General features: G+C 64.9%; 18 protein-coding genes and 1 pseudogene. 13 read left to right on the forward strand and 6 right to left on the reverse strand.

Going from position 1 to position 26357, the window contains the following annotated elements; all coding sequences use genetic code 11:
• Window positions 1-181: 181 nt before the first annotated feature.
• From U4960_RS06975 to relB, 4 genes are all read left to right on the forward strand, one after another.
• Complete coding sequence (locus U4960_RS06975; RefSeq protein WP_416379108.1) at window positions 182-2845, forward strand: EAL domain-containing protein; 2664 nt, start codon at window positions 182-184, stop codon at window positions 2843-2845.
• Between the two features lie 113 nt (window positions 2846-2958).
• Window positions 2959-5187: an EAL domain-containing protein gene (locus U4960_RS06980; protein ID WP_324262847.1), complete on the forward strand. Its 2229-nt coding sequence runs from the start codon at window positions 2959-2961 to the stop codon at window positions 5185-5187.
• A 50-nt stretch (window positions 5188-5237) separates the two neighbouring features.
• Window positions 5238-7055: a translation elongation factor 4 gene (gene lepA / locus U4960_RS06985; RefSeq protein WP_324262848.1), complete on the forward strand. Its 1818-nt coding sequence runs from the start codon at window positions 5238-5240 to the stop codon at window positions 7053-7055.
• 176 nt (window positions 7056-7231) lie between these two features.
• On the forward strand, window positions 7232-7408 hold the full coding sequence (gene relB, locus U4960_RS06990) for a type II toxin-antitoxin system RelB family antitoxin (protein ID WP_324262849.1): 177 nt from the start codon (window positions 7232-7234) through the stop codon (window positions 7406-7408).
• Window positions 7409-7473: 65 nt separating this feature from the next.
• Here the strand turns inward: relB and U4960_RS06995 are convergent, their stop codons facing one another.
• Window positions 7474-8640, reverse strand: a complete 1167-nt coding sequence (locus U4960_RS06995; RefSeq protein WP_324262850.1) for a GmrSD restriction endonuclease domain-containing protein — start codon at window positions 8638-8640, stop codon at window positions 7474-7476.
• Between the two features lie 118 nt (window positions 8641-8758).
• On the opposite strand from U4960_RS06995, the gene U4960_RS07000 reads away from it, so the two are divergent.
• Window positions 8759-9930, forward strand: a protein-coding gene (locus tag U4960_RS07000; RefSeq protein ID WP_324262325.1) for an IS3 family transposase whose coding sequence is annotated in 2 segments (ribosomal slippage) — window positions 8759-9011 and window positions 9011-9930 — 1173 coding nt in all. Because the reading frame shifts where the segments join, the coding sequence is not laid out codon by codon here.
• Here U4960_RS07000 and U4960_RS07005 read toward each other — a convergent pair.
• The 4 genes from U4960_RS07005 to U4960_RS07020 all read right to left on the reverse strand — a co-directional run bounded on the left by U4960_RS07005 (window position 9902) and on the right by U4960_RS07020 (window position 12306).
• Window positions 9902-10501 (reverse strand): adenine-specific methyltransferase EcoRI family protein, encoded by a 600-nt coding sequence (locus U4960_RS07005; protein WP_416379109.1) that lies wholly within the window; start codon window positions 10499-10501, stop codon window positions 9902-9904. The two genes, U4960_RS07000 and U4960_RS07005, sit on opposite strands and share 29 nt — an antisense overlap.
• 246 nt (window positions 10502-10747) lie before the next feature.
• Window positions 10748-11041: a helix-turn-helix domain-containing protein gene (locus U4960_RS07010; protein WP_324262851.1), complete on the reverse strand. Its 294-nt coding sequence runs from the start codon at window positions 11039-11041 to the stop codon at window positions 10748-10750.
• The gene (locus U4960_RS07015) at window positions 11038-11388 is read right to left on the reverse strand and encodes a type II toxin-antitoxin system RelE/ParE family toxin (protein WP_324262852.1); all 351 of its coding nucleotides are present in this window, start codon (window positions 11386-11388) and stop codon (window positions 11038-11040) included. The genes U4960_RS07010 and U4960_RS07015 overlap by 4 nt, the downstream gene beginning before the upstream one ends.
• A 180-nt stretch (window positions 11389-11568) precedes the next feature.
• Entirely contained in the window at window positions 11569-12306 is a 738-nt protein-coding gene (locus tag U4960_RS07020; RefSeq protein WP_324262853.1) for a hypothetical protein, read from the reverse strand.
• Between the two features lie 301 nt (window positions 12307-12607).
• Between U4960_RS07020 and smpB the strand changes: the two genes are divergently transcribed.
• The 8 genes and pseudogenes from smpB (at window position 12608) to alaS (ending at window position 24544) form a co-directional block, all read left to right on the forward strand.
• Complete coding sequence (gene smpB / locus U4960_RS07025) at window positions 12608-13090, forward strand: SsrA-binding protein SmpB (RefSeq protein ID WP_324262854.1); 483 nt, start codon at window positions 12608-12610, stop codon at window positions 13088-13090.
• A 44-nt stretch (window positions 13091-13134) separates the two neighbouring features.
• A complete protein-coding gene (locus U4960_RS07030; protein ID WP_324262855.1) occupies window positions 13135-13725 on the forward strand; it encodes a DUF2062 domain-containing protein in 591 nt (196 codons plus the stop codon).
• Window positions 13722-16169 (forward strand): hybrid sensor histidine kinase/response regulator, encoded by a 2448-nt coding sequence (locus U4960_RS07035; RefSeq protein ID WP_324263076.1) that lies wholly within the window; start codon window positions 13722-13724, stop codon window positions 16167-16169. Before U4960_RS07030 ends, U4960_RS07035 begins: the two co-directional genes overlap by 4 nt.
• 74 nt (window positions 16170-16243) lie before the next feature.
• Window positions 16244-17765 (forward strand): annotated as a pseudogene (locus U4960_RS07040) (DUF4139 domain-containing protein).
• Between the two features lie 15 nt (window positions 17766-17780).
• Window positions 17781-19418 carry a DUF4139 domain-containing protein gene (locus U4960_RS07045; RefSeq protein ID WP_324262856.1) on the forward strand — a complete coding sequence of 546 codons (1638 nt, stop codon included), beginning with the start codon at window positions 17781-17783 and terminating at the stop codon, window positions 19416-19418.
• Window positions 19419-19543: 125 nt separating this feature from the next.
• A complete protein-coding gene (gene recA / locus U4960_RS07050) occupies window positions 19544-20605 on the forward strand; it encodes a recombinase RecA (protein WP_324262857.1) in 1062 nt (353 codons plus the stop codon).
• A 363-nt stretch (window positions 20606-20968) separates the two neighbouring features.
• Window positions 20969-21796, forward strand: a complete 828-nt coding sequence (locus U4960_RS07055; RefSeq protein ID WP_324262858.1) for a class I SAM-dependent methyltransferase — start codon at window positions 20969-20971, stop codon at window positions 21794-21796.
• 72 nt (window positions 21797-21868) lie between these two features.
• Complete coding sequence (alaS, locus tag U4960_RS07060) at window positions 21869-24544, forward strand: alanine--tRNA ligase (RefSeq protein WP_324262859.1); 2676 nt, start codon at window positions 21869-21871, stop codon at window positions 24542-24544.
• Here alaS and U4960_RS07065 read toward each other — a convergent pair.
• Complete coding sequence (locus U4960_RS07065; RefSeq protein ID WP_324262860.1) at window positions 24541-26316, reverse strand: cation:proton antiporter; 1776 nt, start codon at window positions 26314-26316, stop codon at window positions 24541-24543. The genes alaS and U4960_RS07065 overlap by 4 nt on opposite strands.
• Window positions 26317-26357 lie beyond the last annotated feature (41 nt).

Below are 26357 nucleotides of genomic sequence, written 5' to 3' on the forward strand. Positions count from 1 at the left end.
TCGTCAAAACGGTGTCCGAGGGAGAAAACCATGCGCGCAATTAACCGATTCCAAACCGCTTTTTTCCATAAGGGGCGGCATGGGCGGGGCGCACCCCAATTCGGTCCCGGCAGCAAGGTCTGTCGGTGATGCCGCTGCACCCCCGGCACGCGAGGGCGCGCCGGAGGGGAAGCTCCGCTCTGTGCCCCCAATCCCAGAAGCGCAGAACCATCCGGAATCAGGAGAACTGCAGGACCGCCGCTCCGCCCAGCGCAGGTCTGTGCAGGAGGCGCGTTCCCCGCTCAGCGGGGAATACGCCCGGGCGGCCAGCAGTACGCTGCGCCGCCCGCCTGTGCTGCCGGATACGTTTCCGTGGATGGCACCGGCTGTGGCCGGGGCCTTCGCCATTGCAGCTCTGGTCTGCTTCTGCCTCCCGCCAATCCTGGGTGCAGGCGCCGGCGTCCTGGCAACCCTGATCGCCTATTGCAGCCGCTATTTCGTTGCCTGGGAGAAGGCTGACGAGCGCGATCAGCACATGGCTTTTGCCTTGGGATCCGCGATCGTCGCGGCCACCGGCTTGCTGGCCGGAACCGGTATCGGCCTCTGGCTGTTTTTTGGCGAACTCGATGTGCGGCTAGCGGTGGCCGTGATGGTGACGATCAACGCCGTCTTCGCCACGGTGCTGAGCGGGCGCACCCCACTGCAATTCGCCGCCAAGCTGGCCTGCTGGTTGCCCATCGTGATCCTTGACGGCAGCATCTTTGCTTTTGCCGGCCTGGCACTGGCAACGGCCGTGTCAGCCGCTATCGCGCGCTATCAGTCGCAACTCGACCGCCGCAACGAGATGGAAGAGGAAGCCAAGGCGCGTGTGCGCGACCGCGCCCAGAGCATCCTCGCGGATTACGAGGAAACCGGGCAGGGTTGGTTCTGGGAAACCGACCGGCGCGGCCAGTTGACCTACCTCTCGACCTCGGTTGCCCGGACGCTGGGCAGAAGCAAGAAGGACCTTATTGGCCGGCCTCTGATCCAGCTGTTCGATCTGGCCGATAACAGCGCGGAAGGCGAGCGGACGCTGACCTTTCATCTCTCCGCCCGATCTTCGTTCCAGGATCTGGCCGTGCGAGCAGCGGTTCGCGGCGAAGAACGCTGGTGGTCCGTCAACGGGCGTCCGGTCTATGACGGCTTCCGCAATTTCTGCGGCTTTCGCGGTTCGGGCACCGATCTGACCGAAAAGAAGCGCAGCCAGGAAAACGCCACCAGGCTGGCCCAGTTCGATTCTCTCACCGGGCTCGCCAACCGGCACAACATGTCGCAGATGCTGGAAAAGATCCTCGCCAGCCCGCACGAGCGAGATCGCGAGTGCGCCATCATGCTGCTCGATCTCGACCGGTTCAAGAATGTCAACGATACGCTCGGCCATCCCGCTGGCGATGCCCTGCTCAAGCAGGTGGCCCATCGCCTCCAGCGGACAGTCGGCAAGATGGGCCAGTGTGGCCGCCTCGGGGGGGACGAGTTCAAGGTTATCATTCCCGGCCGCACGCCTCTGGAGCGGCTTGGCGAACTGGCCCACGAAATCATCCGGTCGCTGTCCCAGCCCTATTCGATCGAGGGCCAGCGCGTGGTTATCGGGGCGTCCGTCGGCATCGCGGTCTCGCCCGACAACGGGATGAACAGCGAAACCATCATTCGCAATGCCGACCTTGCGCTCTATGCGGCAAAAGACGGCGGCCGCGGGCGCTACCACTTCTTCTCCGAAGACCTCCATTCCAAGGCGGAGGAACGCAACCAGCTGGAACAGGACCTGCGCGATGCCATCGCGAATGGCGGGTTGGAGCTGCATTATCAGCCGGTCGTCGATGTCGCCTCGGAGCAGATTAGCGGCTTTGAAGCCCTGCTGCGCTGGAACCATCAGGTCCAGGGTTGGATGTCGCCTGACCGGTTCATCCCCGTCGCAGAGGACGCAGGCCTGATTTCGGCGATTGGCGAATGGGCGCTCCGTACTGCCTGCCACGATCTGGCGCGCTGGCCGGAATCCATCCGCTGTGCCGTGAACGTTTCAACCTTGCAGTTCGGCAATCCGCAGTTTGCGACGGTTGTGACCAATGCCATCGCCCAGGCGCGGATCGACCCGGCCCGGCTCGAGCTCGAGATTACCGAGAGTGTGTTCCTGAGCGATGACCATGGCACGGATGCCATGTTCGCCGCCTTGAAGCGCATCGGCGTGCGGCTGGCGCTTGATGACTTCGGTACCGGCTACTCTTCGCTGGGCTATCTAAAGCGGGCACCGTTCGACAAGATCAAGATCGACCAGAGCTTCGTGCGCGGGGCGACCCAGCCAGGCAGCCGCAACGGTGCGATCATTGCCTCGATCACTGGCTTGGCCCAGTCGCTTGGCATGGACACCACCGCTGAAGGGGTGGAGACCCTGGACGAACTGGAACTGGTGCGGCGCTATGGCTGCAGTCACATTCAGGGATACGTCTATGCGAAGCCGATGAGCAGTGCCGACGCAACGGCGCGGCTGCAACAGGGGCTGGCGATTGTCGCCAGCGGACCGCGCTCTGCCCGGGCAAAGCGGTTCACCATGCTGCGCAAGGTCGTGCTGGAACACGGCGGGCACTATTATCAGGGCACGATCCGCAACATGTCGATGAGCGGGGCCATGGTCGAAGGGCTCTGGAACGTGCCGGTGGGAACCCAGTTCAATATCGCCATTACCGAAGCCTTCACCATCGTCGCCACCAGCCGGTGGAGCGAGGAGGACCGGATGGGCGTGGAGTTTGCCCGGCCACTCGATGTCGAGGAAGACGGCACCATTTCTCTGCTCGCCTGGGAAAAGAAGGGCTTGTTGTCGAGAACCGGCTAGCGCGGCCTGCCCGGCTGTTTAGCGCTGCATTAACCAGTGCCTGATAGCACCGTCCTGAACGAAAGCCCGAAGGTCGCAAACACTTGGGAACAGTCTAGCGAGGACAGCAGGCAATGGCCATCAAGGGCCTCTTCTCACGCAAGGGCGGCCAACCAGCCGACGGCTTTGGCGCGTCCGATGAACAGAAGGGGCTGCGGCCGATCGACAAGCGCGATGCCGAACGGCGGCTGGCGCTGCTCGACAGCTTCGAAGAATCAGGCATTGGCTGGTTCTGGGCCACCGATGGGCTGGGCCGCCTGATCTATCTGTCCGAACACGCCATTCACCAGATCGGCGTGGAACATGGCACGCTGATGGGCAAGGGCGTGGCGACCCTGTTCAGCACCGATCCGCTGGACGAAGCCGAAGACAAGCGCCGTCCGCTGGGATTCCTGCTCAGCGCCCGCAACACCATTGCCGACCTGCCGGTCCGGGTGGCGATCGATGATCGCGAGGTATGGTGGTCGATTACCGGAAAGCCGCAATTTGACGCGCAGGGCGAGTTCCTGGGCTACCGCGGCTCAGCCAAGGACATCTCGGCCGAAATCGTCCGCCAGCGTGATGCGGCGCGGCTGGCGCAGTACGATTCCCTGACAGGCCTGTCGAACCGCCACCGGATGACCAGCCGGCTGACCGCGACCCTGACGGCCTATCGGTCGGCCAAGCGCAGCTGCGCGCTGCTGATGATGGATCTCGACCGGTTCAAGCATGTCAACGATACGCTGGGCCATCCCGCCGGCGATGAATTGCTGCGGCAAGTGGCGCAGCGGCTCCAGACCATCGTCGGCAAGCGCGGCGAGATCGGCCGCCTTGGCGGTGACGAGTTCCAGGTGATCCTGCCTGACATGGATGATCGGGGCCAGCTGGGCGAACTGGCGGGCCGGCTGATCCAGATGGTTTCGCAGCCCTATTCGGTCGAAGGAAGCCGGGCCATCATCGGCGCGTCGGTGGGTATTGCCATCGCGCCCTACGACGGCCTCGAGACCGACGATCTGGTCAGCAGCGCCGACCTTGCACTCTATGCTGCCAAAGGCGGCGGACGTGGCCAGTTCCGGTTCTATTCGGCGGAACTCAAGGATGGTGCACGCCTGCGCAAGCAGATCGAGGAAGACTTGCGCGACGCGCTCCATCGTGACGAGATGAGCCTCCGCTTCCAGCCGATCGTGCGGGCCTCGGACGGGCTGGTGACCTGTTTCGAAGCCTTGCTGGACTGGCATCACCCCGATCGGGGACGCATCCGGCCCGATCTGTTCATCCCGATTGCCGAGGAAACCTCGATCATCAACGATCTGGGCGAATGGGCCATGCGCAAGGCGTGCAGCTGCGCCAGTGAATGGCCCGGCGATTTGCGGGTCGCGGTCAACGTTTCGGCCATCCAGTTTACCACCAGTGATGTCCCGGCGATGGTGCAACGCGCGCTTGCTGCGACCGGACTGGATCCTGCGCGGCTGGAAATCGAGCTGACCGAGTCCGTCTTCATGGGGGACCAGCAATCGGTCCAGGACACGTTCCTGCGCCTCAAGAAAATTGGTGTGCGCCTGGCGCTGGACGATTTCGGTACCGGCTATTCGTCGCTCAGCTACCTGCGCCATGCCCCGTTCGACAAGATCAAGATCGACCGCAGCTTCGTGCGCGGGGCAGCGGAGAAGGGCAACAACAACCCCGCGATCATCAAGGCGATTGTCAGCCTGGCCGAAGCGCTCAACATGGAAACGGTGTCCGAAGGGGTCGAGGCCATGGACGAGCTCGAACTGGTAACGGGGCTCGGCACCAGCCATGTCCAAGGCTATATCTACAGCCAGCCGACCGCGCATGAAAACGTGCTCGAACGGCTCGCGCGGGGTGAAATGCTATACGACGCGGTCGGGCCAGCTTATCATCGCGCGGATCGCAGGAGCACCTATCGCAAGGTGGGGGTGATCCACGAGGATCACCGTTATGATGCGGTGATGCGCAACCTTTCCCGAACCGGCGCGCGGATCGAGGGGCTGCTCAATGTTCCGCTCGGCACTCCACTTGTCGTTGACTTTGGCGAAGGGCAACTCGCAGTGGCCACGGTTCGCCGGTCCGAAGGGCATGTTCAGGGGCTTGAGTTCGAAACCCCGCTCGTCAGCGATGGCGCGGACGGGCTTTGCACCCGTCACCGTGTTTCCCCTTATTCGCTGGCTGCAGCGGGAATGCCGCTCGCAGCCTTGCCGCCGGGTTACTACCCCCTGGTGCAAAGCGCGAGCGACAGCAGCGCCTCATCACGCCCGGCATTCATGCAAGTGGACCTGTCGCATCATGGAAGCCGCAGCGCCTGACCCCGCCATCGGTTGCTGACAGCGCCGCAGGGTGGCGCTAAGGGCGCGGGATGACTGAGCTCTCCCGCATTCGCAACTTTTCCATCATCGCGCATATCGACCATGGCAAGTCCACGCTGGCCGACCGGCTGATCCAGGCCACTGGCGGGCTGACCGACCGCGAGATGTCCGAGCAAGTCCTTGATAACATGGACATCGAGAAAGAACGCGGGATCACCATCAAGGCCCAGACCGTCCGCCTCAACTACACCGCGAGCGACGGCGAGACCTACGAGCTCAACCTCATGGACACCCCCGGCCATGTCGACTTCGCCTACGAGGTCTCCCGCTCCCTCGCCGCGTGCGAAGGCGCGCTGCTGGTGGTCGACGCCGCGCAGGGGGTCGAGGCCCAGACCCTCGCCAACGTCTACCAGTCGATCGAGCACGACCACGAGATCGTCCCCGTCATCAACAAGATCGACCTGCCCGCCGCCGAACCGGAGAAAGTCCGCGCCGAGATCGAGGACATCATCGGCCTCGACGCCTCCGAGGCGGTGATGACCAGCGCCAAGTCCGGCATCGGCATCGCCGACGTGCTGGAGGCGATCGTGAAGAAGATCCCCCCCCCCAAGGGTGACCGCGCCGCGCCGCTCAAGGCCATGCTGGTCGACAGCTGGTACGATCCCTACCTCGGCGTGGTCATCCTCGTCCGGGTGATCGACGGGGTCATCAGGAAGGGCCTCAACGTCAAGTTCATGCAGGGCGGCACCGACCACCTGGTTGACCGGGTCGGCTGCTTCACCCCCAAGCGCACCGACCTGCCGGAACTCGGCCCGGGCGAGATCGGCTTCATCACCGCGCAGATCAAGGAAGTGGAGCAGGCCCGCGTCGGTGCCACGATCACCACGGTCAAGGGCGGGGCCACCCAGGCGCTGGCGGGCTACAAGGAAGTCCAGCCGGTGGTGTTCTGCGGCATCTTCCCCACCGACGCGGCCGATTTCGAAAAGCTGCGCGAATCGATCGGCAAACTGAAGCTCAACGACGCCAGCTTCTCCTACGAGATGGAATCGAGCGCCGCGCTGGGCTTCGGCTTCCGCTGCGGCTTCCTCGGCCTGCTGCACCTGGAAATCATCCAGGAACGGCTGACCCGCGAATACGATCTCGACCTCATCACCACCGCGCCCTCGGTCGAATACCGGCTCCAGCTCAGCAAGAGCCGCACCGATGACGCGCGCGAGCTGATGATCCACAACCCGGCTGACTGGCCCGACCAGAACCGGATCGACAGCGTGGAGGAGCCGTGGATCAAGGCGACCATCTACACCCCCGATGAATACCTCGGCTCGATCCTCAAGCTGTGCCAGGATCGGCGCGGGGTGCAGACCGGCCTCACCTATGTCGGCGGGCGGGCGCAGGTCAGCTACGAGCTGCCGCTGAACGAAGTGGTGTTCGATTTCTACGACCGGCTGAAATCGATCAGCCGCGGCTATGCCAGCTTCGATTACGAGGCGATCGGCCTGCGTGAAGGCGACCTGGTCAAGATGACCATCATGGTCAACGCCGAAGCGGTCGACGCGCTCAGCATGATCGTCCACCGCGCCAATGCCGAGGCGCGCGGACGCGGCATGTGCGAACGCCTGAAAGACCTGATCCCGCGCCACCTGTTCAAGATCCCGATCCAGGCCGCGCTGGGCGGCAAGGTGATCGCCCGCGAAACCATCGCCGCGCTGCGGAAAGACGTGACCGCCAAGTGCTATGGCGGGGACATCAGCCGCAAGAAGAAGCTGCTGGAGAAGCAGAAGAAGGGCAAGGCCCGGATGCGGGAATACGGCAACGTCTCGATTCCTCAGGAAGCCTTCATTGCCGCCCTGCGCATGGGTGAGGAGTAGGTCCTCCCCGGTACGGGGAGGGGGACCACCAAAGGTGGTGGAGGGGCACCCTCCGGCCAACGCGGCGCTGGTTTCGTTTCACGCGAAGACGCGAAAGACAAGGGCCCCACCCCGATACCTCCACCCCAGCCGCACCCGGCCTTGCAATTCCGCCGGTCTGCGATACCTTCCGTCGCATGACCAAGCTCTCCCCCATCGTGTCCGAATTTGAGACCGAAGAGGAAGCCGCCTCCTATGACGCTTGGCTGCGGGCCAAGGTCGCCGCGTCACTCGCTGACCCGCGCCCGCCGATCCCCCATGATGAGGCGATGGCTCGGGTCCAGAGCTTTATCGACGAGAGAAAATCGCGCTGAAGTTGGTGGCTTGCTTCTGAGCGATCCAATGTCGCCGCGATTTTTAATCGGCTACGCTTCAATCGCTATCGATTACCCTTTGCGCGATTGTGGGTGACGCAGAGCATCTCGCAATTTGCGGCAGTGGTCGCACCACCTTTGCTCCATGCCTCGACATGGTCGGCATCCATTTCCTTGAACTCCCAAATTTTCGCTTTGTTCGTGGAATTGCTAACGGCGCAGAGTGGGCAGTTGGACACACCGTCGGCTTTGGCCTTGGCAGTCTGCTTGGCATAAGCGGCTTGCGCGGTCGCCTTGTCGAACACGCGAACATCGAGGAATTTGGTATCTTGCTGTCCGCCGAGAATGAATTCGAAGACACCTTTGCGATTCTTCACATAGGGATCGCCGTAGAGCCTCTTCAGATGCTCTGACACCTTCGCAGGATCATAAGCCGTGTTGCGGTACGTCTCATAGAGGCGACCCCACTCGATCCCCTTCATCTCCGCTTCTACGTCACGGAACACGGTGGAAACCCAATCCAGAACAGAGTTGAAGTAGTTCTTGAGTTCGTCGATGCTGCCAGACTGCCGGTGGCTACTCATGTATCCACCGATGTCTCCCTTGCTCACCCAATCCAGCGCGCACTCAAGAAATTCCTGCCGGTTTGCGCTGCCTTTGATGTAAGCGCTCCACTTGGCGATGTTGGCGTTCTGGCTGTTACTGAATTCAGCCTTTGCGGCTGTTACAAAGGGACCCGAGTAGATCGCATTGAGCAGTTCCTGCTCATTCAGGGGGACACCAGCTATGTTGATGGTCTGAAACCATTGCTTGATCTCAGTCTCCGTTCCTTCACACTCGTAGATGAGCAGCCGGGTCTTCAGGATCAAATCCCGCTTATCGCTCGGCAGGCTATCAAAGTATTTGGGGTTGCCTCCGTCCATGATGGCAAATTTGTTGGTCACGAACCTGCCAACACTGGTTATGCGTTGCTGCCCATCCAGGACCTCAAACTTGTCATCGGCTACCTTGTTGAAGTATATGAGACCAAGAGGGTAAGCCTTCAAAAGCGAGTCAATGACAGCCATTTCACGCTTCCCCCCTTGGTCAGCATAAATGAAATTTCGCTGATACTCAGGTTGGATCGTGAGCTTTCCCGACAGTCCATGAAGACCTTTGCCCTCGAATTGGTTGTAAACGAAGCCGTCGCAGATTTGCTCAACGTTGATTTCGGTCTGAAGCTTGGTCTTCATTTTTACGCGCCCCCTATTTTGCCCTGCGTATGAGGACTCGCTTGAACTTCTTTGACGTGACCCCCTGATTTTCCTCCAAGTTGGATTAGAGTCCGGCCCTGACAGAAGGACGGACGAGATGAAGAGAACGAGGTTTTCAGAAGAGCAGATCATTGGCGTGCTGAAGGAAGCTGAGGCGGGCGCGAAGACCGCCGACCTGGCTCGGCGGCACGGAGTGTCGGAAGCGACGATCTACAACTGGAAGTCGAAGTATGGCGGGCTGGAGGTGTCCGATGCCCGGCGGCTGAAGGAGCTGGAGAGCGAGAACGCGAAGCTCAAGCGGTTGCTGGCCGATGCGATGCTGGACAAGGCTGCGCTGAAGGATCTTCTGGCAAAAAAGTTCTGACGCCCGCCGCGCAGCGGGAAGCTGTTGCTCATCTCCAGGCCTGCCACGGGATGAGCGAACGGCGGGCGTGCCGTGTCATCGATGCTGATCGCAAGAGCGTGCGCTACCGTTCCACCCGGGACGATGACGTCGATCTGCGTGAGAAGCTGCGCGAGCTGGCCAACCAGCGTCGCCGGTTCGGCTATCGCCGTCTGCACATCCTGCTGCGCCGGGAGGGGATCATGATCAATCGGAAGAAAACCCAGCGGCTCTACAAGGAGGAAGGCCTCGCGGTCAGGCGACGACGCAGCCGCAAGCGTGCTGTAGGCACAAGGGCGCCTGCTCCTGTTCTGGCGTTGCCGAACCAGCGCTGGAGCTTGGACTTCGTGCACGACCAGATGGCCTCAGGCAGGCGGTTCCGGGTGCTCAACGTGGTCGATGACGTGACCAGGGAGTGTCTGGCAGCGGTGCCGGACACCTCGATCTCCGGTCGCCGTGTCGTGCGTGAACTGACCGAGCTGATCGCACAGCGAGGCAAGCCGGGGATGATCGTCAGCGACAACGGAACCGAGCTCACCAGCAACGCCGTGCTGGCATGGTGCGGCGAGATCGGCGTCGAGTGGCATTATATCGCGCCCGGAAGGCCGATGCAGAATGGCTATGTCGAGAGCTTCAACGGTCGCATGCGGGACGAACTGCTCAACGAGACGCTGTTCTTGAGCATGGCCCATGCCCGTGTCGAGATCGCCGCCTGGGTGGATGATTACAACCGGGAGCGACCGCACTCATCGCTTGGCTACGCAACACCGGCGGCGTTCGCCGCCGAACTGGATAAGCAATGGCCTGCTTCGCTACGCCCTACGGGCTCCGCTACGCAGCCCATTGCTTCAACCGCGCTTATGCGCGAAACAACCGCCCGGCTCTAATCCCAGCTGGGGGAAAGCTGGGGGTCACGTCAAACTTCTTATCGTGCTCGATCAGTTGCGCGATATATTCGCGGAACAGCGAGAACGGGGGATTGGTAACCACGATATCTGCCTGCTTCAGAAGCTCAATACACTCAGAGCTCCGAAAGTCGCCGCTATCTTTTAGGCGGATGCGCTTGTGGGGGTTTTGCTTGAGGAAAATTTTGACATCCTCAATGTCGGTTGCGCCGTCATTGTTGAGGTCGGTGACTTCCTCGATCTCGATGGCAATTGCCTCTGCCTTGTGGGGTTTCTTTTCTGAGTCTTCGAATGTCAACTGCTGGCCAGCAATGGGTGACCCATCATAACTGGTTGAAATGAGCTTGCTCAGCCCGAGGCGATTGAAGTTCGCAGCGAAGAATTTGAAGAAGTTGCTCTCGAAGGGATCGTCACAGTTACAGTAGACTACCTTTCCTCGAAAGGTATCGGGATTGAACTCTAGATAGGCCTCAATTTCTTTTTGGATGTCGATATATTGAGTGTAGAACTCATCATTTTTTCCAGCCTTCGCCGCACCAAGTCCTTCATTCATCGATCTGTTCATTGTCATACCAGAGGCTTCGCAGCCATTATCTGACTGTCCGTTTCGTTAGGTTACAGACATTTAGCTAGCACCCTTCTCATTTCAGGCCAAGAGCCCCCTCTCCTTCCGCGCCTGCGGCGCTCCCTCCGCTGTGGCTGCGCCACGTCTGCGACTCCCCGCGAGGGGAGAGGGGTGGGGGGCGGGGCGCTCTGCTCCCTCTCCCCTTGCGGGGGAATTCCGGGGACAGTATACTAATTAGCCCACCGCACGCTCAATCAAAGCCAGCGCCGCCTTCGGGTCTGCATCCACCATGCCCAGCAGCGTCCGCGCCGGCGCATCGGGCGAGCGGCGGTGCTGCTCCCAGTCACGCACGGTGCCGACGGGCACGCGCAGTTTGGCGGCGAACTTGGCTTGGCTGAGTTTGGTTTTGGCGCGGATGGCCTTAACGTCAGGGCCGGCGGCGATGCGGCCCTTGGTGGTGTCGCCCCGCACGAAGGCAATGGCGTCCTCCAGCCCGGCAACAATGCCCTTGAAATCGTCGTCCTTCATTTCCGCAATTCCTTCTTCAACAGTGCTGTCAGCTGTTTGAATGTCTTTGCCTGCTCGTCGGTCAGTGTGTCCTCGTCCGACTTGTCGAGCAGCCAGAGCAGGAAGACCGAATTTTCGCGATCAGCGAAAAAGCTGAAAACCCGATAGCCGCCGCTCTTGCCGCCCTGCGCCTTTGCCACGCGGCCCTTGCGCAGGCCGCCAGTCTTGCGGACAACTGCCCCGTAATGCGGTGCCGTTGCATAGACGTCATAGACCGCAGCCAGTTCATCAGCCGTGAGCCCGAGCGCCTTGGTCCGGGCCGTGAACGCCGTGGTTTCGACCACGGTATGGATTGGCGCGTCGTTCATCCGCAAGGTATACGGCATTGCTGTATATATTTCAATTAAATTTGTGCAGCATTGCCGTAGCGCCGACCCCCTCTCCTTCCGCGCCTGCGGCGCTCCCTCCGCTGTGGCTGCGCCACGTCTGCGACTCCCCGCGAGGGGAGAGGGGGGGGCTAGCCTGCCTCAATCAATCCTGTCGCCCCCTCACTCCCACCCCTCGTCCTTGGGCGAATGCCAGCGCGGGAACGGTTCCGGCTCCGGCGCTGGCTTGGGCTTGCGGCCCCAGCCCGGCGGGGGGGCTGAGGGGGCGTCGTCCTCGGCGGAGGCGGGGGTGCGGGCGGCGAGGTCGGCCAGCCGCGCGGCGCCTTCGGGGTGGTCCGGGTCGGTGAGCGCGCAATAGCCGCTGGCCTCGTCCTCGGCCTGGACCGCCAGGTAGTGGTCGTAGGCCGCCTGGGCGCGGGGGCTGCGTGGCCGGTGCGTGCGGCGGCGCATCTCGTCGATCAGCGCGTCGATCGAATCGAAGACCGCCTGTTCCTCGGCCGCAGATTCGGCCTCCCACTCGGCGCGCCACTGCTGCTTGAGGCGGGCGAGCTCCAGCTTGTCGAGCGCGTTGAGTGCCCGGGCGCGGCCGGCCGCGAACCGTTCCGGCGCGCGGTTGCGCAGGAGGAACATCAGCAGCCGGTCGTTGTAGACCGTGCGGCTGCCGAGCAGCTTGCCGTAGGAATAGACCGGCACCTCCACCCCGTTCAGCGCACGGTCCATCGCCACGTCCTCGATCCGGGCAATGCCGTGGTCGAGCGCGGCCTGCCACGCCGCGCGGAAGCCGGCCGCTTCGGGGTGGCGGCGCAGCTGGTAGGCGCCGTGCTCGCTGCGCCCGACGCGGCGGCAGGCGGCGCGGACGCTGCCGGTGTCGGCCAGCGCCTCGATGAAGGCCTGCTGCACCTGCGGCTTCCAGCCGTTGGAGCGGTCTTTCGCGCGCGGGACCGGGGTGAAGGCGGGGAGCCCCCTTGTTTGCGCACCCGCCTCCGCGGGCGCGGTGTCCTCGCTCACGATGCCTGCGGCATCATCGCTGCGGGCGGCCACTTGGCCTTGCCGCCCTGCGGGCGGTTGCGTCTGCTTGTCGTCCATCCGCCAGCGTAAAGCACAGGTCGGGGGCTGTAGGAAAATCGCGCCGCAGTAAATTGCCCGGGCGGGGCGGCGGGCCTTCCCTTGCGCGGCGCGAGGCCCTACATGGCGGCGCAGCATGGCCCGCCCCAAACCCGAGACGTTCGACAAGCAGAAAACCGTCGCCGAGAACCGGCGCGCGCGGTTCGACTATGCGGTCGAGGCGAAGTTCGAGGCCGGGCTGATGCTGCAGGGGACCGAGGTCAAGGCGCTGCGCGCGGGCGAGGCGAGCATCGCCGAAAGCTATGCCGAGATCCGCAATGGCGAGGCCTGGCTGATCAACGCCAACATCCCCGAATTCAGCCACGGCAACCGCTTCAACCATGAACCGCGCCGCCCCCGCAAGCTGCTGCTCCACGAGCGCGAGATCGCCAAGCTCATGGGCGCGGTGGAGCGCAAGGGGATGACGCTGGTGCCGCTCAGCGTCTATTTCAACGGGCGCGGGCGGGCCAAGGTCGAGCTGGCGCTGGCCAAGGGGCGGCAGGCGCAGGACAAGCGCGAATACATGAAGGACCGCGACTGGGCGCGCGACAAGGCGCGCATCATGCGCGATCGCGGGTAGTTCACGATGCGCTCATGGTCCGCATTGCAGGGTAGTCCGGGCTTATGACCAGCCCGCGATCCAAGACCTTCCTGGCCGACCTGATCCGCAAGCACATGCCCTCGCGCGAGGACATGGCGCAGAACAAGTACCTGCGGCCGATCGCCCACCGCTTCCTCAGCCCGGAGCTGTGGCGCTTCACCCGCCGCTCGGTGCCGCGGGGGATTGCGCTGGGGCTGTTCGCGGCGTTCATCATCCCGGTGGGGCAGATCTTCCTCGCCGCCTTTTTGGCCCTGCCGACCCGCGCCAACGTGCCGCTCTCGGCTCTGAGCACTTTCATCACCAACCCTTTCACCCTGCCGTTCTGGCTGATCGTGGCCAACAAGGTGGGCGCGTTCGTGCTCAAGGTGGATGCGGCGACGACCGAGGTGCTCAATGACGTGATGGTCCACGGCGGCTGGTCGATGGTGTTCGAGGCGGTCGAGGTGGCGGGGGTGACCGCGTTCGGTTTCATCGTGCTGGCGGTGCTGTCTGCCTCGATCGGCTACGTGCTGGCCAGCGTCGGCTGGCGGGTGATTGTCTCGGGCAAGTGGACCCGCCGCCTGAAGCGGATGGAGGCATCGCTCGACGCGCGACTGAAAGCGGGATCGGAATGATCGGGCAGGAGACGGAGCCGCGCGCTGCCCTGCCGCTGGCCGTGGTCGGTGCCGCGCTGTTGCTGACGGCGGCGCTGCTGTGGTGGATGAGCGAGAGCGCCGTGGTCGCCCTGGCCTATGCCGGGGCGCTGGCGGTAGTGGGCGCAGCCGCCGCCATGGCGGCGCGGTTCATGCCTGCGCATCAGGGCGAAGCCCCGGCCCAGCCGGACTGGTCGGTGACCGTGCAGGCGATCGAGCAGGAAGGCGTCGCGATGGCGATTACCGACCGCGCAAACCGGCTGGTTTGCGCCAATGCCGCCTATCAGAGCTGGTTCGGGATCGGCCATGCGCCGCCCAACCTGCCGCTGGACCGCGCTTCCCTCGAAGCCCTGGCCCGCGCCGCGCGGGAAGCCTGGCGTGACGGCACTGGCAAGGCGGAGCGGCTGGAAAGCAACACCGGCAAAGGCGTGTGGCGCGCCCGCGCCGCCCGCGCCGGACGGGGCGAGGACCACCTGGTCTGGCGGTTCGAGGCGCTGGTGGAAGAGAACCTTCCCGAAACCGTCGGAGGCTGGCTGACCGGGCTGTTCGGCGCGCTGCTCTCGCGCTCCGGGATCGAGGCTGCACTGGTCATGCCCGACGGCATGATCCGCGCCGTAACCCCCGGTTTCGCCGAACGGGCGGCCGGCGATGCAGCAGCCACTCTGGCCGGGCAGGAGTTCGTCACCCAGTTGCGGACCGACGATCGGGACCGGATCTTCTTTGCCCGCGAGGGGCGCCGCGGTGCGCCGCAGACCTTGCTGCAGGTTCCGCTCAACCGGCCGGACGAAAAACGGGGCGCGCCCGCTGATGAATCCCCTTCGCTGATGCTGCTGGTTGACAGCGGTGTCGGCCTCGGCGGCTGGGACGGGGGGGCGCAGGCCGGGACGCCGCAGCTTGAATCGCTGCTCGGTGCTCTGCCGCTGGGCCTCGCCATGACTGACCGTGACGGCCGCTTCCTGTTCGCCAACCCGCCCTTCCTGCGCGCGGCGGGGGCGGAAGGGCGCAGCCTGCCGCAATACCCGTCGGATCTGGTGGTGCGTGAAGACAAGAGCGCGCTGGCCGATGCCGTGCGGCGCTATGGCAAGGGCGCGGCGGCGAGTGGCGATGTGGCGGTGCGGCTGCGGAGCAACCCGGAAGAACCGGTCTCGCTCGGCATTGCCGGGGTGCGCGGGCTGGGCGAGGCGGCCGTGCTGCTCAGCCTGGTTGATTCAAGCGAGGAGACCCGGCTCAAGCGGCAGGTCGCCCAGGCCACCAAGATGCAGGCGGTCGGCCAGCTGGCAGGCGGGGTCGCGCACGATTTCAACAACGTGCTGACGGCCATCCTGGGCTATTGCGATCTCATGCTTCTGCGCCACACGCCGGGGGACAGCGATTATGACGACATCCAGCAGATCCGCGCCAACAGCAACCGCGCGGCCAGCCTGACCCGGCAATTGCTGGCTTTCAGCCGCCAGCAGACCCTGCGGCCGCAAGTGCTGCAACTGCCCGACGTGGTCAGCGAAGTGACCCAGTTGCTCAAGCGGCTGCTCGGCGAGAAGATCGAGTTCCGCGTGCGGCACGATCGCGCGCTCGGCCCGGTCCGGGCGGACCCGCAGCAACTGGAACAGGTGATCGTCAACCTGGCGGTCAACGCGCGCGATGCGATCCAGTCCCGCAAGGATGGCAAGGGCCGGGTGACGCTCTCCACCCGCCGGGTCAGTTCAGCCGATGTGCGCAAGCTGGCGAGCGATATCCTGCCGGCTGACGATTACACCGTGCTGGTGGTGCAGGATAACGGCGGCGGCATCCCCCCTGAAGTGCTGGGCAAGATCTTCGAGCCGTTCTTTTCCACCAAGGAACAGGGCAAGGGCGGCTCCATGGGCGGCACCGGGCTGGGCCTTTCGACTGTCTATGGCATCATCAAGCAATCGGGCGGCTTCATCTTTGCCGACAATGTGGCGGGTCAGGGCGGCACGGCCGAAGGCGCGCGCTTCACGATCTATTTCCCGGTCCATCGCGGGGCCATGCCGGCGGCCCCGGCCAGGCCGGCAGAACGCCCCGCTTCGGAATGGGCGGGCGGCGGCCGCATCCTGCTGGTGGAAGACGAGGATATGGTCCGCGCCGTGGCCGAACGGGCGCTGACCCGGGCGGGCTTCAGTGTGACCACGGCCCCGGATGGCGAGGAAGGCCTGGCGGCGGTGGCGGGCGGCGGTTCGTTCGATCTGGTGGTGTCGGATGTCGTCATGCCCGGAATGGACGGGCCGGCCATGGCCAAGGCCATCCGCAAGCTCCATCCGGCCATGCCGATCCTGTTCATGTCAGGCTATGCCGAAGAGCAGCTGCGGGACGAGATCGATATGGAAAACATGCATTTCCTGGCCAAACCGTTCAACGTGCAGCAGATTGGTGACACCGTGGCCATGGTCATGGCCGGCGGGAGGAAATGACCCGGGGCAAGGTTCATCCGGGATAAACCTGGCTGGTCTGACAAGATGAGCCGGTGATTAAGGGGGAGGAACAGATGGTGCGGTTCGGCTTGGGGAAACGCAGACTGGCCGGGCTGGCCCTGCTGACGGTTGCAGCAGCGGGAGCGGGGCAGGCCCAATCCCAGTCCCGTTCCGCCGCCGATCCCGATCCCGGTTCCTCCCAGACGTCTCAGGGCGATGTGGCGGTTACCATCTACAACAACGGGCAGGCACTGGTGCAGGACGTGCGCCAGCTGGCCATCGGCCAGGGGCGCAGCCGGATCGAATTTCCCGACGTGTCGGCCCAGATCCGGCCCGAGACGCTCAGCTTCTTCGCCGATGACACCACGATTGCGGAACAGAACTTCGACTTCGACCTGCTGACGCCCACCAAGATGATGGAAAAGGCGATCGGGCAGACCGTCACCCTGCTGCGCACCAACCCGGCGACCGGCGTGGAGACGCGCGAACGTGCTACGGTGCTTTCGACCGCAGGCGGGGTGGTGGTGCAGATCGGCAACCGGATCGAAGTGCTGCGCGATGATGGCTTGCCGGTGCGGGTGATCTTTGACCGTGTGCCGCCCAACCTGCGCGCCCGGCCGACCCTTTCCGTCAATATCGAGAGCAGCCGTGCAGGTTCGCGCCCGGCTGCAATCCGTTACCTGACGCCGGGCCTTGGCTGGAACGCGGATTATGTGGCGCTCTATGACGAGGCCAAGGGCACGATCGACATGCAGGGCTGGGTCACCCTGACCAACAATACCGGCACCACCTTTCATCGCGCCGAAACGCTGCTGGTGGCGGGCAGCCCCGGCGGCGGCGGGCGGCGCGGCAATCCCGGCATGATTCGCGCAGGCACGCAGAATTCGGGCCGCGAGCAGCTGGGCGACTTCTACCTCTATCCGATCAGCGAACGGACCACGATCGCCAATGCCCAGACCAAGCAGGTCAGCTTCCTCGACGTGCAGGCAGTCCCGGCAAAGAAGGTCTATCGCCGCGACGTGTACTGGATGAACAACGACGCCCAGCCGGTGCAGGCGAGCAGCGAGATCGCCTTTTCGACCGCGCGTGACCAGGGACTGGGCGATGCCCTGCCAGCGGGGACGGTTCGGTTCTACCAGCGCGACCGCCGGGGATCGCCCCAGTTCATCGGCGAGAACGGCATCGGCCACACCCCGATGGGCAGCGAGCTGAGCCTGCGGACCGGCGATGCGTTTGACGTGTTCGTCCAGGCCGAAGTCGAGAGCCGGCAGGAGATTACCGCGTCCGAATGGGAGAAATCGGCCCGATACCGCGTGATCCGCGATGGCCAGGTGGTCGAACAGGTCGAGGTCGAGCGGGCCCAGGACGTTCTACCGCACCACCATGCGTTACAAGCTGACCAACGCCAAGGCGACGCCGGTGGAGGTCGACCTGGTCCAGGCAGGTCTTGGCCAGTACTGGTGGGGCTATGATTACCGGATCGTCAGCGAGGACGTGCCGGGTGAACAGATCAACTTCGACCGGCGCAAATGGATGGTGTCCGTGCCGGCAGAAGGCGAGCGGACGATCCGCGTAACCTACGAAACCCGGTACTGACGGGGCGCGCGGGCCATGCGCCTGATCACTGCCGCCCTGGCCCTGCTGTCGCTGGCAAGCCCGTTGCAGGCGCGCGAGGTGGTGGACGCCTCCGCGCCGCAGGCCATGTCGGTCACGCTCTACCGCGACCCGTCGCGCGGCACGGGCGAGGCGATGAACCGTGACTGGCCGCAAGGCTTCGCGATGATCAGTGAAACCCGCACTGTTACCCTGCCGCCGGGCGAATCGACCGTGCGCTTCGAAGGCGTGGCTGAAGGCATGGTGGGGGTGACCGCGATCGTCACCGGCCTGCCGGGCGGCACGATCGAGATGAACCGCAACGCGGAGCTGCTTTCGCCCGCCGCGCTGGTCAACGGCGCGCTGGGCAACCGGGTCACCATTACCCGCACCAACCCTGCCACCGGCAAGGCGGTGAGCGAAGAGGCGGTCGTCCGCACCCGCGCCGATGGCGGGCTGGTGCTCCAGACCGGGGCCGGGTTCGAGGCGGTGCGCTGCGCCGGCTTGCCCGAGGGGCTGACTTTTGACCGCATTCCCGCAGGGCTTTCCGCCAGCCCGGTGTTCAGCATCGATACCCGCGATGCAGGTGGGGGGACCTATACCGTCACCCTGACCTATCTCGCCTGGGGGTTTGACTGGCAGGCCAACTATGTCGCCACCCTGGCCGAGTCGCGCGACGACGCGAAGGGTGACGGCGAGTTTACGATGCGGCTGCTGAGCTGGCTGACCCTGCTCAACGACAACGGGCAATCATTTCCCGATGCCGAACTGATGGTGATCGCCGGCACGCTCAACGTCACCAGCAATTACCGGGATCTGGCCGAACCGCCGGTGGCCGATCCCCTGCGGCTGACCTGCTACCCGCTGGGGAGCACCGCCGAGGGGTCGGGCATGCCGTTCTACGGGTCCTATCCCCCTCCGCCGCCACCGCCGCCCCCAGCTCCTGCGATGATGGCGGATGCGGCGGAAATCATGGTTACCGGATCGCGGATGAACCGGATCGTCGTGACAGCTCAGAAGGTTCGCACGGCCGAGGAAGAGCAGCTGGGCGATCTCAAGCTTTACCGGGTGCCGTTCCCGGTCACCGTGGCGGCCAAGGGGCTCAAGCAGGTTGCCTTCCTGAGCAAGGACGCGGTGCGGGCGCGCTATCTCTACCGGATCGGGTGCGATCCGTGGGAAAGGTATGCCGCCACCGACGACGTGGGAGACCTGGAACAGGCCGAGGTCCTGCTGGTCACGCGCAACGAGATGAAGAAAGGGCTCGGCGTAGCTCTGCCGCAGGGCGCGATGGCGGTGTTCGAGCCGGGCGCGCTCGGCACCCAGCTGGTCGCCGAAACCGATCTGCGTGACTATCCCGTGGGCCAGGATGTCGAGCTGGAGCTGTCGGACAGTGCACAGGTGTTCAGCCAGTGCGCCTACAACGGGCCGGGTGACCCGCCCGAAGACGGCGCGAAGTGGCGAAGGATGCGGGCCGAGATCAGCAATGCCAATAGCCATCCGGTGCGGGTGCGCGTGGTGCTGGGCGGGGCGGGCGAGATCGAGGCCCGCTGGCCGCGCCGCAAGACCGAGGTCAGGGACGGCGCGCTCGTGGTCGAGGTCACGGTGCCGGCGAACAGGACCGAGCAGTTCGACTGGCAGCTGCGCGAAACCGGCTAGGCAGGGCGCTGAAAGGCCTGTTTAAAAAAGTTCTGTTCCACTCTTGTTCTGCCGGAACAAATGCGATACATCGTCTTTCGTCGATAACGGGCACCAGGCCCTAGGCAAGCGAAGGAGGTCATGCGATGGCTGCGCAACTCAAGCTGGTGGAAGGCAAGGAAGTGAACGCAGAACGGCAGAAGGCGCTCGATGCAGCGCTCGCGCAGATTGACCGTGCATTCGGCAAGGGCTCGGCGATGAAGCTGGGCAGCAAGGAAGCGATGCAGGTGGAGGTAATCCCCACCGGTTCGCTCGGGCTCGACATTGCGCTTGGCGTGGGCGGCTTGCCCAAGGGCCGGGTGATCGAGGTCTATGGCCCGGAAAGCTCCGGCAAGACGACGCTGGCCCTGCATGTGATTGCCGAGGCGCAGAAGGCTGGCGGCACCGCTGCCTTCGTCGATGCCGAGCACGCGCTCGACCCGGTCTATGCCAAGAAGCTGGGGGTCGACATTGACGAGCTGATCGTGTCGCAGCCCGATACCGGCGAACAGGCGCTGGAAATCGTGGATACCCTGGTCCGCTCCAACGCGATCGACGTGCTGGTGGTCGACTCGGTTGCCGCCCTGGTTCCGCGTGCGGAGATCGAGGGCGAAATGGGTGACAGCCATGTCGGCCTCCAGGCCCGCCTGATGAGCCAGAGCCTGCGCAAGCTGACCGGCTCGATCAGCCGCTCCAAGTGCATGGTGATCTTCATCAACCAGCTGCGGATGAAGATCGGCGTGATGTATGGCAACCCGGAAACCACCACCGGCGGCAATGCGCTCAAGTTCTATGCCAGTGTCCGGCTCGACATTCGCCGCACCGGGCAGATCAAGGATCGTGACGAGATCGTCGGCAACGCGACCCGGGTGAAGGTGGTCAAGAACAAGGTGGCCCCTCCGTTCAAACAGGTCGAATTCGACATCATGTATGGTGAAGGCATTTCCAAGATCGGCGAGATCCTCGATCTCGGGGTCAAGGCCGGGGTGGTGGAGAAATCGGGCAGCTGGTTCAGCTACGATTCGATCCGGATCGGCCAGGGGCGCGAGAACGCCAAGCAGTTCCTCAAGGAAAATACCGAACTTTGCGACAAGCTGGAAGCCGCCATCCGCGGCCGAACCGACGTTGTCGCCGAGGAGATGATGGCCGGTCCTGACGCGGAGGACTGAACCATCGCTGCTCAAGCGGGCGCATGATCCCCGTCGCACTGGCGGGCGCGCCCGGGAAAACGGAAAACCGGCGTGATGGCGAGCTTCGCCACGCGCCGGTTTTTCTTGTCCGGCGGGCCTGCCCCCGCCCCGCACGCCGTCCGCCCGGACATCTTCCGCCCCAGCCGCATGTCGTCTGCCCCTGAGATCTACCGCCCCCGACGTCATGCGCCTCGGCGGATCCCGTGCCGGGCGCCCCGTTGGTGAGCCGCATCCTTGCCTCCGCTTCGGACCATTGTCGACCCCCGTCGGCTTGCCAACCCCTTGATTGCCGGTATGCTTTGCCGCGAGAACGCCCCCGGGTTCGCAACAAAGGGCAAGGCAGTGACGGACAAGAACGAGTGGCAGGGCCGGGTCGGCCAGAACTGGGCGGCCGAGTGGCGCCGCACCGATCGCAGCTTCACCGGCCTGACCGATGTCCTGCTCAACCGCGCCAGCGCCCGCCCGTTTCGCCGGGCGCTCGATGTCGGCTGTGGTGCCGGCGAACTCTCGCTGGCCCTGGCCCGCGGCCATGCCGGCGCGGAAGTGGTCGGCCTCGACATCAGCCCTGACCTGATCGCGGTCGCGCGGGAACGCAGCGGCTATCTCGGCAACGTGTTCTTCGACGAGGGCGATGCGTCGCACTGGCAACTGCCCGGCTATGCCCCTGACCTGATTGCCTCCCGCCACGGTGTGATGTTCTTTGACCGGCCGGTCGCAGCCTTCGCCCATCTCCTGGCCATGGCCGCCCCCGGCGCGAGACTGGTCTATTCCTGCTTCCGCGATGTGTCGGAGAATCCCTGGGCCGACCGGGTCATCTCGCTCCTCCCGCCCGAGGCGGTCGTTCCGATCGACCCGCTGACCCCCGGGCCGTTCGCAATGGCTGACCCGGTCCAGGTCGAAGGCATACTGGCCGAGGCTGGCTGGCAGGAGATCCGGCTGGAACCGGTCGACTTCGCTTTCATCCTGGGGGGCGGGGAGAACCCGCTGGAGGATGCGGTCTCCTACATGCTCACGATCGGGCCCGCCGCGCGCGCCGCCCGGATGCTGCCGGACGAGGATCGCGCCAACTTCATCGGCCGTCTGCGCCGCTTCCTGGCCAACAATGTCGAGGGCGGGCTGATCGCCTTGCGAGCAGGGGCATGGATCGTTTCGGCACAAAAGGCGTTGTAATCGGTTGCGCCGTTCTCAGACACCCGCTTAATCCGCTTGTCGCACGCGCGGCTTGTGCCTAATTCGCGGGGCATGACGTCCACCAACGAAATCCGCCGCAGCTTCCTCGATTATTTCGGCAAGGCTGGCCATGCCGTGCGCCCGAGTGCGCCGCTGGTTCCCTACAGCGATCCCACGCTGATGTTCGTCAACGCGGGGATGGTGCCGTTCAAGAACATGTTCACCGGGCTGGAAACCCCGCCCGCACCCACGGCCACCAGCAGCCAGAAGTGTGTCCGCGCCGGGGGCAAGCACAACGATCTCGACAATGTCGGCTACACCGCCCGGCATCACACCTTCTTCGAGATGCTCGGCAACTTCTCGTTCGGGGACTATTTCAAGGAACAGGCGATCCTCCATGCCTGGACCCTGCTGACCCGCGAATGGGGTCTGCCGGCCGACAAGCTCACCGCCACTGTCTATCACACCGATGACGAGGCGTTCGATCTGTGGCGCAAGATTGCCGGGCTGCCGGAGGAGCGGATCATCCGCATCCCGACCAGCGACAACTTCTGGTCGATGGGCGATACCGGCCCCTGCGGCCCGTGCAGCGAGATTTTCTACGACCACGGCGACCATATCCCCGGCGGCCCTCCGGGCAGCCCGGACGAGGACGGCGACCGGTTCATCGAGATCTGGAACCTGGTGTTCATGCAGTTCGAGCAGGCCGCCGACGGCAGCCGCACCGACCTGCCCAAGCCCTCGATCGATACCGGCATGGGCCTCGAACGCATCGCCGCCGTGATGCAGGGCGTGCACGACAACTATGATACCGACACCTTCCGCGCGCTGGTCGCTGCCAGCGAGAGCCTGACCGGTGTCGCCGCGCAGGGCGAGCAGCGCGCCAGCCACCGCGTGATTGCCGACCACCTGCGCTCGACCAGCTTCCTGATGGCCGACGGGGTGCTGCCCTCCAACGAAGGGCGCGGCTATGTGCTGCGCCGGATCATGCGCCGCGCCATGCGCCACGCGCACCTGCTGGGGGCGAAGGATCCGCTGATGCACCGCCTGGTGCCGTCACTGGTGGCCGAGATGGGGCAGGCCTATCCTGAACTCCAGCGCGGGCAGGCCCTGATCGAGGAAGTGCTGGAGCGCGAGGAAACCCAGTTCCGCCGCACGCTGGAGAAGGGCCTCGGCCTGCTCGACGAGGCGACCGGCACCATGGGCGGAGGCGACAGCCTCGACGGCGAAACCGCTTTCCGGCTCTATGACACCTACGGCTTCCCTTATGATCTGACCGAAGACGCGTTGCGGGCGCGCGGGATCGGGGTGGACAAGGCCGGGTTCGATGCGGCGATGGCGCGCCAGAAGGCGGCAGCGCGCGCAGCGTGGAAGGGCTCCGGCCAGGCGGCTGACAGCGAAGTCTGGTTCGATCTCGCCGAGCGTGAGGGCGGCACCGAGTTTACCGGATATGCCGCCACCGAAGGCGAAGGCCGGGTGGTGGCACTGGTGCGGGACGGCAGCGAGGTCCAGCAGGCCAGCGCGGGCGAGAGCGTGGTGGTGCTGACCAACCAGACCCCGTTCTACGGCGAAAGCGGCGGCCAGACCGGCGATGTCGGCGCGATTTCGAACAACGAAGGCCTGCGCCTGTCGGTCTCCGATACCTCCAAGCCATTGGGCCGCCTCCATGCGCATCATGCCACCGTGGAAGCGGGCACGATCCGCGTGGGCGATACCGTGCGGCTGGTGGTCGACGTCGAACGGCGTGACCGGATCCGGGCGAACCATTCGGCCACCCACCTGGTCCATGCCGCGCTGCGGGGCCGCCTCGGCAGCCATGTGACGCAGAAGGGATCGCTGGTAGCGGAAGAACGCCTGCGGTTCGACTTCTCGCACCCCAAGCCGCTCTCGGCGGAGGACATCGCCGCGATCGAGGCTGAAGTGAACGCGGAAATCCGCGCCAACGAGCAGGTCGTGACCCGCCTGATGAGCCCGGACGATGCGGTGGAAGCCGGCGCGCTGGCCCTGTTTGGCGAAAAATACGGCGAGGAAGTGCGCGTGCTGTCGATGGGCCGCAAGGGCACCCAGGCAGACGGGGCCGAGCGGACCTATTCGGTCGAGCTGTGCGGCGGCACACACGTGCGCGCCACCGGCGATATCGGCCTGTTCCGGATCGTTTCGGAAAGCGCGGTGTCCAGCGGCGTGCGCCGGATCGAGGCGCTGACCGGAGAGGCCGCGCGCCAGTGGCTGGTCGGCCGCGAAGAGGCTCTGAAGGCCGTGGCGGGGACGATCAAGGCCTCGCCTGACGAGGTCGAGGCCCGGGTTGCCGCGCTGGTGGAGGAACGCAAGCGGCTCGAACGCGAGCTGGCCGAGGCAAGGCGCGCGCTGGCGCTGGGCGGCGGCGGTGGCGCTGCTGGTGCGCCCGCTGAAGAGACAGTGGCCGGGGTCAGCTTCTCGGGCCAGGTCTATGACGGGCTGGACGCAAAGGAACTGCGCGGCCTGCTTGACGAGGCCAAGAAGCGGATCGGTTCGGGCGTGGCGGCGGCGGTGGCGGTGAATGACGGGCGCGCCGCCATTGCGGTGGCGGTGACGGACGACCTGACCGGGCGATTCGATGCGGTGGCGCTGGTGCGCGCCGGGGTCGAGGCGCTGGGCGGCAAGGGCGGCGGCGGGCGCGCGGACATGGCCCAGGGCGGCGGCCCCGAGGCGGGCAAGGCGGCCGAAGCCGTGGCTGCGGTCAAGGCGGCGATGGAGACCGTTGCCGCCTAAGGCGCAGCAGCGGGATCCGGCCTGACCGTGCCTGAGCGCAGCTTGGGGCGGTAATCGAGTTCGCCATCCCGCTCGATCTGGGCGCGGAATTCGTCACGCTTCTCGTGAATCGAGGCGATCACCGGGCCGACCGCCACCCCGATATCGGTGAGCACCGCTTCGGACAGTTGGAGCGAGCTTTCCAGCGTTTCCGGCACGGCATGGCTGGCCCCGGCGCGGTAGAGCGCGGCGGCGTGCTGCAGGTCGCGCGCGCGGGCCACGATCAGCAGGTCCGGATGCTCCTTGCGCAGTCTGGAGACCAGCCGCTGTGCCAGCACCGGTTCGTCCATGGTCAGGACCACCGCCTGCGCCTGCCCGATGCCGAGGCGGCTGAGTGTGTCGAGCCGGCTGGCATCGCCGAACTGCGCCCGGAACCCGTCCCGCCGCGCCCGTTCGGTGAGCTCCGGATTGGAATCGATCGCGAGGTAGGGGCGGTTGTGGGTGGCGAGCATCTCCGCCACCATCTGTCCGACCCGGCCGATTCCGAGGATGATGACGCGCTGCTCTTCCTCATCTAAGGCCAGATCGGGCGCTGCATCGATCCGTCTGGCAACGGACCGGCCCAGCCTGGCCAGCAGCGGGGTGACGGTCAGCCCGATCGCAGTGACGATCTGCCAGAATTGTGCGGTGCCGGGCTGGATCAGTAAGGCGGCGCTGGCCGCAGCAAGGATAATCAGGGTGTCTTCTGAAGGACTGGCCATCAGGATGCCGGTCTCGGCGGCCGTGCTGCGCCGCGCGCCCATCATTCTGAGCAGGACCATGGTCACGACTGCCTTGAAAAACAGCACGAGGACGACAGCCACCAGGATCGAGTCAAGGTTGGCAATCACCACTGCAAGGTCGATGCTCATCCCTATCGTGATCAGGAATACGCCGAGGGCAAGCCCCTTGAACGGCTCCATGATTGCAGCGACTTCCGGCGAATAATCCGTCTCGGCGATCAGAACGCCAGCAATCAGTGCACCCACGATTGGCGACAGTCCTACCGCTGCGGTCGCCAAGCTGGCGCCGATCACCACCAGAAGCGCAGCTGACAGGAAAAGCTCCGGGCTTTTGGTCCTGGCGGCGAGACCGAACAGCTTTGGCAGGCCTAGCCAGCCGATCAGCAGCAGGGCCGCGATCACGGCTCCGCCCATCCACAACGTTTCGATCAGCCCGCCCCACCCGTCGGCCTTAGCATGGGGCGCCATGGCGCCGAGGATGAAGATGATCGGCACCAGCGCGATGCCTTCGAACAGCAGCATCGACAGGGCAGCACGGCCGACAGGGGAGGTAGTGCCGGAAATTGGCAGGACAATTGCGGTCGAAGAGAACGCCAGGGCAAACCCCAGCGCCAGCGCGCCGGTCCAGTACTGTCCCAGCATGGCCAGTACTGCCGCCAGAACGGTCCCGGCGACCAGCACCTCTAGCGCGCCGAGGCCGAAGACATAGCGCCGCAATTGCCATAGTCGGCTGAACGAGAGCTCCAGCCCGATCGCGAAAAGCAGCAGGATGATGCCAAAGTCGGCAAAGGGCTTCAGCCCGTCCGGGTCGGTTATCGTGATGTGGGTGAGCCAGGGGTGGTCGAACACCATCTTGCCGAGGCCATAGGGGCCGACCGCCACGCCGATCAGGATGAACCCGATCACCGGGGTGATGCGGAACCGCGCAAACAGCGGGATCACGATCCCCGCCGCGCCGAGAATCACCAGGGCGTCGGACAGCATCGGGGTGGGTGCGAGTTCTCCGGCCATGACCGGACCTTAGACGGCACTTCGCGGCGATGCCAACCGCT

The organism is Altererythrobacter sp. H2 (assembly GCF_035319885.1).
Taxonomy (GTDB): Bacteria; Pseudomonadota; Alphaproteobacteria; order Sphingomonadales; family Sphingomonadaceae; genus 34-65-8.